The 12,718-nt window shown below is 71.0% G+C and carries 14 protein-coding genes; 11 read left to right on the top strand and 3 right to left on the bottom strand.

Translation table 11 applies throughout. From position 1 onward, the window contains the following. Positions 1–37 precede the first annotated feature (37 nt). Together CLV67_RS13050 and CLV67_RS13045 are read left to right on the top strand one after the other, a co-directional pair. Positions 38–1,381, top strand: coding sequence for an MFS transporter (locus tag CLV67_RS13050; RefSeq protein ID WP_239166086.1), 1,344 nt, complete (start codon positions 38–40; stop codon positions 1,379–1,381). A gap of 85 nt (positions 1,382–1,466) precedes the next feature. Continuing rightward, the gene (locus tag CLV67_RS13045) at positions 1,467–2,144 is read left to right on the top strand and encodes a hypothetical protein (RefSeq protein ID WP_106317856.1); all 678 of its coding nucleotides are present in this window, start codon (positions 1,467–1,469) and stop codon (positions 2,142–2,144) included. A 115-nt stretch (positions 2,145–2,259) separates the two neighbouring features. On the opposite strand, the gene CLV67_RS13040 is transcribed toward CLV67_RS13045, so the two are convergent. Continuing rightward, entirely contained in the window at positions 2,260–3,018 is a 759-nt protein-coding gene (locus tag CLV67_RS13040; protein WP_106317854.1) for an HD domain-containing protein, read from the bottom strand. A 120-nt stretch (positions 3,019–3,138) separates the two neighbouring features. On the opposite strand from CLV67_RS13040, the gene CLV67_RS13035 reads away from it, so the two are divergent. Next, on the top strand, positions 3,139–4,191 hold the full coding sequence (locus tag CLV67_RS13035; RefSeq protein ID WP_106317852.1) for a hypothetical protein: 1,053 nt from the start codon (positions 3,139–3,141) through the stop codon (positions 4,189–4,191). A gap of 9 nt (positions 4,192–4,200) precedes the next feature. Here CLV67_RS13035 and CLV67_RS13030 read toward each other — a convergent pair whose 3' ends face one another. Both CLV67_RS13030 and CLV67_RS13025 read right to left on the bottom strand, forming a co-directional pair. Beyond that, positions 4,201–5,178 (bottom strand): helix-turn-helix domain-containing protein, encoded by a 978-nt coding sequence (locus CLV67_RS13030; RefSeq protein WP_106317850.1) that lies wholly within the window; start codon positions 5,176–5,178, stop codon positions 4,201–4,203. Positions 5,179–5,305: 127 nt separating this feature from the next. Continuing rightward, on the bottom strand, positions 5,306–5,611 hold the full coding sequence (locus CLV67_RS13025; RefSeq protein WP_106317848.1) for a hypothetical protein: 306 nt from the start codon (positions 5,609–5,611) through the stop codon (positions 5,306–5,308). A 312-nt stretch (positions 5,612–5,923) separates the two neighbouring features. On the opposite strand from CLV67_RS13025, the gene CLV67_RS54220 reads away from it, so the two are divergent. From CLV67_RS54220 to CLV67_RS12990, 8 genes are read left to right on the top strand one after another with little or no spacing between them, the layout of a single operon-like run. Further along, positions 5,924–6,058 (top strand): hypothetical protein, encoded by a 135-nt coding sequence (locus CLV67_RS54220; RefSeq protein WP_275414876.1) that lies wholly within the window; start codon positions 5,924–5,926, stop codon positions 6,056–6,058. Position 6,059: 1 nt separating this feature from the next. Beyond that, positions 6,060–7,313 (top strand): APC family permease, encoded by a 1,254-nt coding sequence (locus CLV67_RS13020; RefSeq protein ID WP_106317846.1) that lies wholly within the window; start codon positions 6,060–6,062, stop codon positions 7,311–7,313. Then, positions 7,310–7,672, top strand: coding sequence for a cupin domain-containing protein (locus tag CLV67_RS13015; RefSeq protein WP_106317844.1), 363 nt, complete (start codon positions 7,310–7,312; stop codon positions 7,670–7,672). The genes CLV67_RS13020 and CLV67_RS13015 overlap by 4 nt, the downstream gene beginning before the upstream one ends. Further along, complete coding sequence (locus CLV67_RS13010) at positions 7,669–9,144, top strand: class I tRNA ligase family protein (protein WP_106317842.1); 1,476 nt, start codon at positions 7,669–7,671, stop codon at positions 9,142–9,144. The genes CLV67_RS13015 and CLV67_RS13010 overlap by 4 nt, the downstream gene beginning before the upstream one ends. After that, on the top strand, positions 9,144–9,938 hold the full coding sequence (locus CLV67_RS13005; protein ID WP_106317840.1) for an ABC transporter substrate-binding protein: 795 nt from the start codon (positions 9,144–9,146) through the stop codon (positions 9,936–9,938). Before CLV67_RS13010 ends, CLV67_RS13005 begins: the two co-directional genes overlap by 1 nt. Next, positions 9,935–10,975 (top strand): NAD(P)/FAD-dependent oxidoreductase, encoded by a 1,041-nt coding sequence (locus CLV67_RS13000; protein ID WP_106317838.1) that lies wholly within the window; start codon positions 9,935–9,937, stop codon positions 10,973–10,975. Before CLV67_RS13005 ends, CLV67_RS13000 begins: the two co-directional genes overlap by 4 nt. Then, positions 10,972–11,457, top strand: a complete 486-nt coding sequence (locus CLV67_RS12995) for a GNAT family N-acetyltransferase (protein ID WP_106317836.1) — start codon at positions 10,972–10,974, stop codon at positions 11,455–11,457. The genes CLV67_RS13000 and CLV67_RS12995 overlap by 4 nt, the downstream gene beginning before the upstream one ends. Beyond that, positions 11,450–12,709, top strand: coding sequence for a lysine N(6)-hydroxylase/L-ornithine N(5)-oxygenase family protein (locus CLV67_RS12990; RefSeq protein WP_106317834.1), 1,260 nt, complete (start codon positions 11,450–11,452; stop codon positions 12,707–12,709). Before CLV67_RS12995 ends, CLV67_RS12990 begins: the two co-directional genes overlap by 8 nt. Positions 12,710–12,718 lie beyond the last annotated feature (9 nt).

Raw genomic sequence — 12,718 nt, 5'->3', positions numbered from 1 at the left:
CGATCAACCGGCGTCGGATTCCTGGAAGGGCTCACCTGTGATCGAGATCCGGCTACCCCTGCGCGCCGTCATCCCCTTCGCCTCCGGCTCCATCGGCATGGGCATCTGGGTCACCGTCCCCGGCATCCTGCTGCTCTACTTCCTGACCGACGTCCTCGCCGTGCCCCCGGCCACGGCCGGGCTCGCCCTGCTGATCCCCAACATCGCCGACATCGTCCTGCACCCGTGGATCGGCCGCGTCTCCGACACCGACCGGGCCGCCACCGGCCACCGGCGGCGGGTCATGCTCGCCGGCTGCGCGGTGATCATCACCTTCATCGCCCTCTTCACGGTGCCGGCAGGTCTGCGCGGCACCTCGGCCGCGATCTGGGTCGCGCTCGCGCTCGTCGCCGGCAACCTGCTGTACTCCGCCTACCAGGTGCCCTACCTCGCCACCCCGGCCGACCTCGGCATCGGCTACCACGAGCGGACCCGGCTGATGGGCTTCCGCAATACGGTCATCACCATCGGCGTGCTGCTCAGCGGCGTGATCGCGCCGCTCCTCACCGGCACCGCACCGGACGTCGGCGACTACACGAGGATGGCGGCGATCCTCGGCGCGGTGATGCTCGCCGCGATGCTGACCGGCATCCTCGGCGTCGCCCGCGTCAACCGGGCAGCGCCGCCCGCCCCGGCACCCGCCGCACCACACCGCGGCGGACTGCTGGCGGCGCTGCGGGACCGGCACTTCCGGGTGCTGTCCGCGTCGTACCTGACCATGGCGATCACGATGAACCTGGTGCTGGCCGCCCTGCCGTACTTCGCCAAGTACGAACTGGGCCGCCCCGAACTCACCCCCGCACTGGTCGCCCTGTTCATGGGCCCGGCGGTGCTGACCACCCCGCTGTGGGTGCTGGCCGCCCGTCGCCTCGGCAAACAGCGCTGCCTGCTCGCCGCCCAGGCCGGCTTCGTGGCCGGCTCACTGGTGCTCGCCGCAGGTGCCGCCGCGGGTCTGCCGGTGCTGGTCGGGGCGATGACATTGCTGGGCGTGTCGTTCGCCGCCATGCAGCTGATGCCACTGGCGATGATGCCCGACGTGATCGCCGCCTCCGGGCCGGGCGGCACCACCCGGGCGGGCGCCTACACCGGATTGTGGACCGCGGCCGAGGCCACCGGCGGTGCACTCGGCCCGTACGTGTTCTCGGCCGTCCTGTTCGCCGGCGGGTTCGTGGCCAGCGCGGCGGGGGAGCAGGTCACCCAGACGCCGGGCGCGCTGGACGCGGTCCGTTACGGCTTCACCCTGGTGCCGGCCGCCCTCATGACGGTCGCCGTCCTGCTGCAGCGCCGCTACACCCTCGACCACACCCGCCCGACACCCGACGTCACGCCGGTCAGCACCTGACCAGGCCGGGCGCAAATGCAAGCGTTGACCTCAGACACCAGCGGACCATCCACTGCGTCGGGTCACTTGCCCCTACCCTGATCAGGTGATTCTCGCCGCCCTCGTTGCCGAGCCGCTGCCAGTCGATCCGAAGGATGACCTGTGGGACATCATCGTCGATATAGGCAGCATCACCGGTGCATTCGCCGCGGTGGTCGCCATTGTCATCGCCTTACGCGCGCAACGGGCCGCTGACCAGGCGGTCGGCAAGGAGCGCGAGAGGGTGTTCGAACTGGAGATCCTTCGTGAACTCGTGAAGGAGATCGACGAGGCTGAGCTGACAAGGGTGGCTTTCAGTTCCCCCAGATACTTGAAGAGGTTTCAGCTTCGCCTCAATCAGCTGTCCACGCGGCTAGAGAGCTGGGATCAGGTCATGGCCCTATCGGATCGAGAAGCTGTAATCGACTGGACTGGCCACGGTGATCAGATCCGAGCGCTCGACGAGGCGAAAGCTCGACATCGAGAAGACCTCGACGCCGCTAAACAGCGGTACGTCGAGAGTGTCACTCCTGGAATGAGCCGGGATGAGTTCATAAGCGCCGCCCAGTCGTTCGTTGGGCCGGTCTTCGCAGGGCGGAGGTCGCGAGCGAGCGTTGAAGAGGAATCACGTCGAACGTTCCACGATCGATTGATCCGAGATCTTGACCAGGCGATCAAGGCTCGCGTACTCGCTGGCCAGCGACCGCCGCTCACCCGGTGGCAGCGTTGGTGGTACGGAGTTTAGAGCTTCCGAAATGCAGGTGTCAGGGCGGGGCCGCGAGCCCCTGGGCGCGGAGCTGCTGCGGCGGGTACCGCTGCCGGTGTGTTTTCCCGGACTACGACGACTGCGACGTCCGGGGTCAGCGTGGCCGCAGGGGGTTGAGGCAGAACGTCAGCGTCAGCCCACACCGGTTCAGCAGGCCGAATCGGGTTCCCGGGTTCTTCGCGGCCTCCGCCTTGACCAGGCGGATGAAGGCCTCGGTGACGCCTGACCGGTCGTACTCACCGGCCACCGCTGCCAGGAAGGCACGGGAGACGTCGACGGCCCGCAGCCCCGCCAGGTCGAGCATGGAGCCCGCCTGGACGTAGCAACCCAGACCCACCCTGTCGTACGCGTCGACGCCCGGCGTGACGTGAAAGGTGATCGCGTCGGCCAGGGTCGTGCCGGTCGCCTCGGAACGGCCCGTCGTCCGGGCGCACCGCCGCGCGCATTCGGCGCCCCGCAGCGTGAAGTCCTCGCCGGCCCGCGGGTCCGGCAGCCCGTAGTCGTGGAGGAGACAGGCCACGTAGAACAGCTCCTCGTCCAGCCGTGCACCGTCGAACGCCGCCAGGGCGCGCCCGTACGCCCACGTCCGGTACGAGTGACCCAACACGTCCGGCCTGTTCAGCTCGGCGCAGGCCCTCGTGGCCTCGACCGCCAGCGGACTGTCCGGCACCCGCAGATCGTCGAACGACAACCCATGGGATGTCCGGCCCATCCGGAACCTCACATTCCCGATCAGCCCCGACATCAGCACCTCGGCCATCGGGCCGATCGCGTGCCGCCGGTCTGCGGACGACATGACCCCAGCCGTACTCCGGGTCCAGGCATAGCTGCCGTAGACGTCCTCGCCTGCCATGGGCGAACCGTAACGCCGTACAGCAGATCGAGGACAGACCGCTGGACAGGGCCGTAGCTCAGCGCTAAATCGGGAGGTGACGCCGGCTCGCCCAGCCGGCGATGACGTGGGAGCGCCGACATGGCCGACCAGGTGTTGGATGTTCGTTCACAGCCCGCCGGACCGCCGGGAGACGATCCCCGGGCCAGGACCCACAGCTACCTGCGCGCCGCCATGGCAGCGCTGCTGATCAGCATCGGTGTGGCGGTGATACACCAGACGATCCAGCAGAGTGAGCTGCTCGGCTCGGTGAGCGGCTACTACTACACGCCCGTCCAGGCGGTGTTCGTCGGCGGCCTCATGGCGCTCGGCGTCGCCATGATCGCCCTGCGGGGCACGAACGATGCCGAGGAGGTGGCGCTCAACCTCGGCGGCATGTGCGCGATCCTCGTGGCGGTGGTGCCGACCTCCCGGAACCAGGAGCAGCGGGACGGCGTGGAGGAGTGCCGGGAGACCCTCGGCGGCTGCCCGGACCTATTGGCGCTGGAGCAGGCGACCCGGGCGAACGTCGAGAACAACATGGTGGCGCTCCTGGTGCTGGGGTTCCTCGGGCTGGTGGCCGCGTTCGTGCTGGTCCGCCACTCCGGAGACCGGGCGGCGGCACGGTCGTCGGTGAAGGCCTTCTGGTGGGGCTTCGCCATCACGACGGCTCTGTGGCTCTGCTGTGTCGTGGCGCTGCTGGTGTCGATCGACTGGTTTATCGAGTACGCGCACCACATCGCCGCGGTGGGGCTGCTCGCATGCCTCTGCGTCGTCGCGCTCGCCAACGCCCAGCGCGTGGACGGGTTCCCCCGGCGGGAGCAGGCAGAGGAGAGCGGGACGGCGGTCGGCGGGGCCAGGGGCGAGGTGGCGGCAGCCGGGGACACGATGTTGAAGAAGGGCCACCGGAGCGTGTACTCCGCCCTCGCCTGCCTCATGATCGCGGCCGGAGTGCTCGGTGCCGTCGCGCTCGTCGGGGAGCACCTGACTCTCAGCGTCGAGGAGAAGAAGAATTCGCACACCCTGTTCTGGGTGGAGATCGTCGTGGCCGCCCTGTTCATCGGATTCTGGCTGACGCAGACCTGGGATCTGCACGGCGGCGACGACAAGATCAAGAACAGTAGGGAGGAGGCCGCGAACGCCGGCCGCGTCTGACCCCTGGGGTCAGATCCAGCCCTCGCGGGCGGCGAGCAGGCCGGCCTCGAAACGGCTCCGTGCGCCGAGGCGTTCCATCAGTTCGGACATCGCGCGGCGGCAGGTGCGCTCGGACAGGCCGAGGCGGGTGGCGGCCGAGCTGTCGGTGTGGCCGTGGGCCAGCAGCTGGAGCAGCTCACGCTGGATGGGGGTGATACCGTCGGCCGCCCGGGCTGCGGCGCCCAGCGGCACCGCGGTGCGCCACACCTGCTCGTACAGGGTGACCAGTGACGCCACCACGCCGCGGCCGGACAGCTGCAGGATGCCCTGGGCGGTGTTGTTCGGGTCGATCGGCACGATCGCGATCGACCGGTCGAAGATCAGCATGCGCGGCGGCAGCAGCGGCGCGGTGCGTACCTCGGTGCCCGCGTCGGTCAGTGACTTCGCGTACCCGGCGCCGATCGGGTCGCGGCGCGCGGAGTCCTGCAGGGTGGTGCGGATGGTGATCCGGCGGGCGACGAGCTCGGCGTTGTTCTGCCGGGCCGCCTCGACGGCCTCGGCGGACGGCACCGACGGCACGATGCTCAGCAGTTCCTCGCGCAGGCTCTGGCCGAGCTCCTCGAGGCGGTTCTGGATGGCGTCGGGGCCGATCACGCGCTCGGCTTCGGGTGCCTCCTCGGTGGTGGCCCCGTCGCCGTACTCGGCCAGGAGCGCCGCGACCGCGGCCTGACCGGCGGCGATGCGCTGCATGCGGTGCTCGACGTCGGCCTGCTGCCGGGCCAGCAGCGACTGCAGCCCGACCGTGGGGCTGACCGCCCGCAGCTCGCCCTCACGCTCGGAGGAGTGCCGCAGCAGGGCCAGATCGAACAGCTCGTCGAGGGCTGCCCGGACCGTGTCCTCGTCGGTGGCCAGATGCTCGACGAGCTGGCCGACGCCCCAGCGCGGATGGCTCAGCAACAGCCGGTAGACCTGCTCGGCGTCTTTCCCGAGACCCAGAATGTCAAGCACGCATTGCCCCCGTGGCACATCGGACATCGATTACCGACGACAGGTCTAGCACCGTCTGTCGGGTTCGGTCGCTGTCTGTCCAGGATCCGGGAACCCTGTCCAAGATCCGGGACGAGCCGGAGGCCGGTCAGCCGCGCGGCCGCAGGCTGTCGAGCGGCACGTCGGTGTCGGCGACGATCCGCCACTGGCGCATCGCGGGGGAGTTGATGAGCACCCGGCCCATCAGCGCGCGGGCGGTGTCGCGGCCGGCCGAGGTGTCCGCCGGCTGCAGGAACACGCCGACCTCGAAACCGCCGGGCACGGCGCGGGCCACCACGTGCTCGACCGCGTCAGCGGACCGGACGGCGGCCCAGGTGGCGTCGACCAGTGCCGCGGCGTCGATGCGGGCCGCCGCGTCGTGCCGCGCGGCTATGGAGATACGGGCCAGTCGCATGGCTGTTCAGTCCTCTTCGTCAACGTTGAACCGGGGACTCGCTTAAGCCCTTTCCTCTGCAGGCGACTTTCAGCTTGCCGCACATTATCTCCACCCTTTCCGCGTACCGCGAAAGGGTATGGCGCGGCCGGTTCCGGCCTGGCCGGAACCGGCCAAACCCGCCCGTCGACGGCCGGAACCGGCCAGGCCGGTTCGGGACACTCCGCAGGTCTTTCCGGCCACGGCGGCGTTCGGAATAGTTCTCGCTGTCAGGCCGCAACGGCCAGGAATGACGCAGAGAATCAATTCCGCCTAACCGCCGGGGGTATCGCCATGTCTTTTTCGGTCGCTCGTGTCACGCTCGTCGTCGCTTTCCTGCTGCTGATCGGCGCCGTCGTGCTGGTGGCCTCCGGCGCCGGTGAGATCACCGCGGCGTCGGCGTCCACCAACGGTCTGATCTGGGGCTGACATGCCTGAGCAGACTCTGGACAGCCCTCCCGCCCAGGCCGGCGGCGCGGAGGTGAGCTCGCGGCAGTGGTCGGCCGGCCAGCTCACCCAGATGTACATCTCCAGCGTCCTGGGTGCCGGGATCCTCGTGGTGCCGGGCATCTCGGTGAAGGAGGCGGGGTGGGCGGCCCCGCTCGTGTGGGTGGTGCTGGCCGGGATCTGCGTCTGCATCGCCCAGATGTTCGCGCGGATCTCGATGGAGTTCCCGACCGTCTCCGGCGTCACCGACGTGATCCGCGCCGGGATGGGGCCGGCGAACGCGAACTTCGCGCAGGGCGTGCTCCTGCTGGTCTACGCGGTGGGCAACCCCGCCATGGCCATCGCGACCGCCTATTACCTCGGCGCCGTCACGGACGCGCTTCCCCCCGTACCGATAACCGCAATGATCTTGATGTTGTTGTCCCTGGTCCTGGCCGGGCTCAACGACCGGATCATCGCCCGGATCCAGGGCGTCAGTCTCAAGATCGCGATGGTCGCCCTGGCGCTCAGCATCGTCCTCGCGGTGCCGGGCATGAGCCTCGCGAACCTCGGCCGGCACGGGGCGCCGACCCTCGCCGGTGTCCTGACCGCCGCCGGCGTCGCCTTCTACGCCTATCTGGGCTGGGAGAACGTCTCGCTGCTCGGCGGCTCGGTGCACGATCCACGCCGGACGTTCCCGAGAGCCATCCGCCGCGCGGTCCCGGTGGTCGCGATCACCTACCTGGCCGCCACCCTCGCCTACGCGGCGCTGCCGCCCGGTGGCCCCACCGAACTGGTGCCCGCCCTGACCGCCGCCCTGCCGGCCCCGCTGCGGCTGGTGCTGCTGATCGCGTCGGCCGTCGCCATCGTCGCGGCCACCAATGCTTGGGTGCTCGGTGCCACCCGCCTCTACGTCCACGCCGTCCGCGGCCGCACCTCCGAGACCCGCGCCAAGGGCGTCCTGGCGCTGACGTACGCCGCCACGCTCGCCCTGTTCGGCGCCGGTGTGGTCACCCACTCCGACCTGCTCGCCTGGACGTCGGCGCTGTTCATGTCGGTGTACGCGCTGTGCAGCGTCGCCCTGGCGCGCATGCAGCAACGGTGGAGTCTCCAGGCCGTTGTCGTCCTGCTCAGCAGCCTGGCGATCCTCGCCTCCCGCGGCGTCGCGGGCCTGATCTTCGCCGTGCTCCTCGTCGTGGTGGTACTGGCTACCCGCGCCACCGAAGCAACCCGATCCACCGGAAAGGCACGAAAGTGAACGCTCTGCGCCACCTGGCCACCCTGTCCGAGGAGACGGCGGGCGGTGAGTTCGGCACCAAGTGCCAGCGCGTGTTCCCGCTCGACGTGCTCGACGAGACGCTCGGCGCGATGGGCTGCTGGCTCGAACCCCACGCACAGACCGCCCCCGACAAGCACAACCAGCGCGAGATGGTCCTGGTCACCAGCGGCAGCGGCACCCTCGTCTCCGGCGACGAGACCACCGCGCTCAAGGCCGGTGACGTCGTCTTCATCGAGAAGAACCACGAGCACGTCCTGCACGCCACCGGCGAGCCGCTGGCGTGGATCTCCGTGTACTGGCCCCTCCGTGAGCAGCCCCTGAAGGAGACGAGCGCATGACCACCTGGATCACGGCGACGCCGCCCACCCCGAACGGCCACCTGCACGTCGGCCACATCTCCGGGCCGTACCTGGCCGGCGACGTGATGGCGCGGGCCCTGGCGGCCGACGGGCAGGACGCGTGGTACTCCACCGGCCTGGACGACAACCAGACCTACGTGCCGCGCCGAGCCTGGGGCGAGAACTGCGAACCCGAGGAGACCGCCGAACGCTACACCCGCTCGATCGTCGACACGTGGGCCGCCGCCGGGGTGAACTTCGACAAGATCGTCAGACCTCAGGGGCATGAGTACGAGGCACGCGTACGCGATCTCTTCTCCACGCTCGTCGAGTCGGGGCACATCGTCGCCGAGGAGCGGCCGCTGCCGTTCTGCCAGGGCTGCGACCTGTGGCTGTACGAGGCCTACCTCGGTGGCAAGTGCCCGCACTGCGGCGCCGGCACCAACGGCAACGCCTGCGAGGACTGCTGCCGCCCCAACCTGTGCGCCGACGTCGTCGACCCGTTCTGCATCCGCTGCGGTGACGTGCCGGTGCTGCGCCGGACCAAGATGCACGTGCTGCCGCTGGAGCCGCTGCGCGCCGGGCTCGAAGAGTTCTGGGCGGCCTGCGACATGCCCGAGCGGCTGCGTGCCGTGTGCCGGGCCATGGCCGCCGACCGGCTGCCCGACATCCTCGTGTCGCACCCGTCGGCGTGGGGCATCCCCACCGACGCCGACCCGTCGCTGAGGACCTACGTGTGGCTGGAGATGGCCGAGGGCTACGCCGCCGAGGCGCCGCCGCGCGAGCACGACCGGCTGGTGCAGTTCTTCGGCATCGACAACGGCTACTTCCACGCCGTGCTGTTCCCGGCCGTGAACATCGCCCTGGGCCGGCCCGAGCTGCTTCCGGCGAAGTTCGTCGTCAACGAGTTCTTCCAGCTCAACGGCTCCAAGTTCTCCACCAGCCGGCGCCACGCCATCTGGGCGTCGGAGTTCCTGCCGGTCGCCGGCGCGGACCTGCTGCGCCTGCACTGCCTGCTGCGGCGGCCCGCGACCAGCCGCACCGACTTCACACTGGACGACTTCAGCCGTACCGAGAAGATCCTGGACGCCTGGGACACCACCTTCCGCGGCGTGTTCGCCCAGACCGCCACCGCATCGGCCGATGAGGCCGCCCTCCCCGCCGACCTGCGCCGCAGCGGACGATCCGTCCGGGCGCAGCTGGCCCTGGCCCGTGACTACTGCCGGCCCGGCGACTTCGACCCGCCCGGCGCGGTCGAGCAGCTCGCGTCGGTGGCCCGGATCATCGGCTCGGCCCTCGACGAGGTCCGCGCCATGGGCCCCACCGGCGACTCCGCGGCCGCCGTGCTGCGCACCTGGGTGCGGGAGTTCGCCCAGGCCGCCGCCCCGATCGTGCCCGGCGGCAGCGCCCGCCTGCTCGCCGCCTGCGACGGCGCCCCACAGCCGGGCAGGTACTTCGGGCTGGGCATCTGATGGCCGGCCCTCTGGCGGTCGTGGCCCCCCTCACCGGCCCGCGTGGCCGGTGGGGGAGGCTCTTCCCGGCCGACCTGCTGGAACACCCGGCGGTGACCGTCTTCGACGACGCCGCCGACCCGGAACGCTCCATCGCGCTGGCCCGGCAGATCGCCGCGACCGCCGGAATCCGGGCCGTGGCCGGGCACTTCTCCAGCGAGGCGGCGGCCGGGGCCCTGCCCGTCTACCGGCGGGCCGGAATCCCGGTCGCGTTCCCGCTGTCGTCGGCGCCGGGAGTCACCCGTGAGCACCTGAGCCCCGAACCGGGCATCATCGCCCCGATGCCCGACAACGTGGAGCAGGCCGCGACGCTGTGGCGGTCGGCCGGGGGAGCGGGCACGTACGCCTGGGCCGGCGCCTCCGCCACCGGGCTCGCCGTCGCCTGGGCCGACCTGGGCGGACAGCTGCGGCCGGCGGTCACGGAGATCCTCGCCGAACCCGGCGTCACCACCCTGGTGGTGCTGGGCACGCTGACCGACGCCGAGCGGGCCCTGGCCGTGGTCGCCGCGTCCGGCCGGCGGCTCCGGGTGGTGCTCAGCGACGACAGCTGGGTGGGTTCGGCGGCGTGGGAAGGGCTCACCCCGGAGGTCGTGACGACCCGGCCCGACCCGGCCGTCCTGGTCGAACAGTGCGCCCGCCACATGCTCGAAGCGGTGCAGGAGGGCCTCACCGGGGCGGAGATCGTCTCACTGTGGGCACGGCGGCACGGCATCGCCCACTGGGAGAAGCCACAGCCCATCGGGGTACGCCCATGACCGTGGTCGACTGCGCGGTCGTCGGTGACGGGATCGTCGGCCGGTTCACCGCCCTCGCCCTGGCGGCGCGCGGACTGCGGGTCGCCCTGTGCGGCGGCGCACCCGGCGACGCGGGCTCGTCGGCGTCGGCACTGAGCGGGGGACTCGTCCGGGCGTACTCCCCGGATCCTGATCTGACCCGGCTGGCCGTGCGCAGCATGACCGCCGTGTGGTGGAACTGCCCGGCCTACCGCCGGACCGGCTCGGTGCACGTCGTGCCGCGCGCCGCACTGAACGCCGCGGTCCTGGCCGAGATGGCCGCCGCCGGGATCCCGCACCGCGTCGCCGACGGTCCCACGCACCATCCGGTCCGCCTGGACCCGGACGACTGCGCGATCGTCGAGCCGAACGGCGGCTACGTGCTCGCCCCGCAGGCGCTGGACTGGCTCGCCGAGCGGTGCGCGGCGAACGAGGCGATCGTGACGACCGGGCCGGTCGGCCGGATCGACACCGGCCCCGGCGGGTTCACCCTGGCCGGCCCGGACATCCGCGCCCGCCGCGTGATCGTCACCGCCGGGCCGGGCACCGTGGCCCTCGTGCCGGTCACCGGCCTGCAACAGCGGCGCATCGTCTACTCCTACGTGCGCCTCGACACCGACGTCGAGCACACCCTGGTGGACACGGCACCCGACACCTGGATGCGGCCCGCACCCGAACAGGGCCCCGGCGTCCACCTCGTCGGCCGTGCCGACCCGCGGCCGTGGGACCGGCCCGGCCGCCGCGACGTCGACGACCACCCGGCCGGGCTACGGGCCACCGAGGCGCTCGCCCGGCGGCTCCCCGCGATGAGCCGGGCCGTCTACCTGAGCAGCGTCGTGGCGTCCGACATGTACACGACCTCGGGACCCGGCCGGGTCGGACCGGCGGCCACGGCCACCGACGGCCTATGGTTCATGACCGGTCTGTCCGGAGGCGGTTTCAAGATCGCTCCCGCTCTCGCCGAGCGTGCGGCCGACCGTGTCATGACGTCCCTCGAAAGAACAGGAACACTCCGATGACCTCAGCAGCCGAGCTCGTGGTGACCCACTCCTCCCCGGCGGACACGCCGTCGGTCGAGCAGCTGTTCATCGCCTACCGGCACTTCTACGGGCGCACCGGCGACGACGCGAAGGCCGCGGAGTTCCTGCGCACCCGTCTCTCGACCGGTGAGTCGCGGGTGCTCGCCGCCCGTACCGCCGAGAAGGTCGTCGGCTTCTGCCAGATCTACAAGCAGTTCTCCTCGCTCGGCCTGACCGTCACCTGGGTCCTCAACGACCTGTTCGTGCTCCCCGAGGCCCGCGGACTGGGCGCGGGCCGGGCCCTGGTCGTGCAGACCCTGCGGGAGGCCCGCGCCGCCGGGGCGGTCGCCGTCGTGCTGGAGACCATGAGCGACAACGAGGTCGCGCAAACCCTGTACCGGTCGCTCGGCTTCGTCGAGTCGCACCGGGACGGTGAGTTCGTCCACTATCGCAACGATCTTGAGGGTGGGGACCATGTTTGATCGTGAACTCGTCGGTGTCGGGCTCGGACCGGCCAACCTGGGTCTCGCCATCGCTCTGGAGGAGGCCGGCGCCGCCGCCGACGCGCTGTTCCTCGACCGCCGGCCGGGCTTCGACTGGCACCCCGACATGCTGCTGTCGTCGTCGACCATGCAGATCAGCTACCTCAAGGACCTCGCCACCCAGCGCGACCCGCGCAGCGCCTACACGTTCGTGAACTACCTGCACGAGCGCGGCCGGATGAGCGACTTCATCAACAAGCAGACGTTCTTCCCCAGCCGCCTGGAGTTCACCGACTACCTGAGCTGGGCCGTCGACCGCCTGCAGACGCCGGTGACCTGGGGCGCCGAGGTGGTCGGCGTCGAGCTCGACGAGCACACCGGCGGCTGCGTGGTGTCGTGGCGCTCCGGCGGCCGGCTGCACCGCACCACCACCCGCCACGTCGCGGTCGGCGTCGGCTCCACGCCACGGATGCCGGCCTGGTCTGCCGGGCTGGACGGCGTCTTCCACAACACCCGGCTGCTCGGCGGGCTGCGGACCGCCGGGCTCACCGGCCGTTCCCGGGTCGCCGTCGTCGGGCAGGGCCAGAGCGCGGCTGAGGCGGTCCGGCACGTGCTGGAGACCTATCCGGGCGTGTCCGTCGACTGCTACATCTCCTCGTACGGCATGACGCCGGCCGACGACAGCCCGTTCGCCAACCGCGTCTTCGACCCGGCGGCCGTCGACGACTTCTACTTCGCCGACGCGAGTGTCCGCGACGAACTGCTGGGACGGCACCGTTCCACCAACTACAGCAGTGTCGACCCGGACCTGCTCAGCTGGCTGTACGACTTCGAGTACCACGAGAAGATCACCGGCGAGGGCCGGCTGCGCTTCCAGCGGGCCACCCGCGTCACCGGCGCCACCGCGGCCGGCGGGCGGGTCACCCTCGACGTGCTGCGCCGCATGACCGGAACACGGACCCGGGAGTCGTACGACGCGGTCGTCTGCGCCACCGGCTTCACCTCCCCGCTGCCCCGCCACCTGCTGGGCGCCTCGTTCGGTGACTGCTCGGACGCGTGGCTGGCCCGCGACTACCGCGTGCACCGCGCCGACGGGTCGCCGTTGCCGGTGTTCGTGCTCGGCGCCACTGAGTCCGGTCACGGCCTGGGGTCCGGGCTGCTGTCGAACGTCGCCGTCCGCGGTGGTGAGATCGCGGCTCAGGTGGCGGCGTCAGCGCGGTCCGGCGGGGTGCTGGAGCTCGCTGGTCGCTGAGGGCGGCCG

The sequence above is a fragment of the Actinoplanes italicus genome, from assembly GCF_003001815.1.
Classification (GTDB): domain Bacteria; phylum Actinomycetota; class Actinomycetes; order Mycobacteriales; family Micromonosporaceae; genus Actinoplanes; species Actinoplanes italicus.
Note: the sequence above shows the minus strand (reverse complement) of the source record. Positions and strands in the feature narration are given on the sequence as shown.

What these genes read in the sequence shown, in the direction of transcription:
- CLV67_RS13010 (WP_106317842.1), top strand. Translation starts at nt 7,669, where the DNA reads ATGACCACCTGGATCACGGCGACGCCGCCCACCCCGAACGGCCACCTG.
- CLV67_RS54220 (WP_275414876.1), top strand. Translation starts at nt 5,924, where the DNA reads ATGTCTTTTTCGGTCGCTCGTGTCACGCTCGTCGTCGCTTTCCTGCTG.
- CLV67_RS12995 (WP_106317836.1), top strand. Translation starts at nt 10,972, where the DNA reads ATGACCTCAGCAGCCGAGCTCGTGGTGACCCACTCCTCCCCGGCGGAC.
- CLV67_RS13035 (WP_106317852.1), top strand. Translation starts at nt 3,139, where the DNA reads ATGGCCGACCAGGTGTTGGATGTTCGTTCACAGCCCGCCGGACCGCCG.
- CLV67_RS13005 (WP_106317840.1), top strand. Translation starts at nt 9,144, where the DNA reads ATGGCCGGCCCTCTGGCGGTCGTGGCCCCCCTCACCGGCCCGCGTGGC.
- CLV67_RS13000 (WP_106317838.1), top strand. Translation starts at nt 9,935, where the DNA reads ATGACCGTGGTCGACTGCGCGGTCGTCGGTGACGGGATCGTCGGCCGG.
- CLV67_RS13040 (WP_106317854.1), bottom strand. Translation starts at nt 3,018, where the DNA reads ATGGCAGGCGAGGACGTCTACGGCAGCTATGCCTGGACCCGGAGTACG.
- CLV67_RS13025 (WP_106317848.1), bottom strand. Translation starts at nt 5,611, where the DNA reads ATGCGACTGGCCCGTATCTCCATAGCCGCGCGGCACGACGCGGCGGCC.
- CLV67_RS13020 (WP_106317846.1), top strand. Translation starts at nt 6,060, where the DNA reads ATGCCTGAGCAGACTCTGGACAGCCCTCCCGCCCAGGCCGGCGGCGCG.
- CLV67_RS12990 (WP_106317834.1), top strand. Translation starts at nt 11,450, where the DNA reads ATGTTTGATCGTGAACTCGTCGGTGTCGGGCTCGGACCGGCCAACCTG.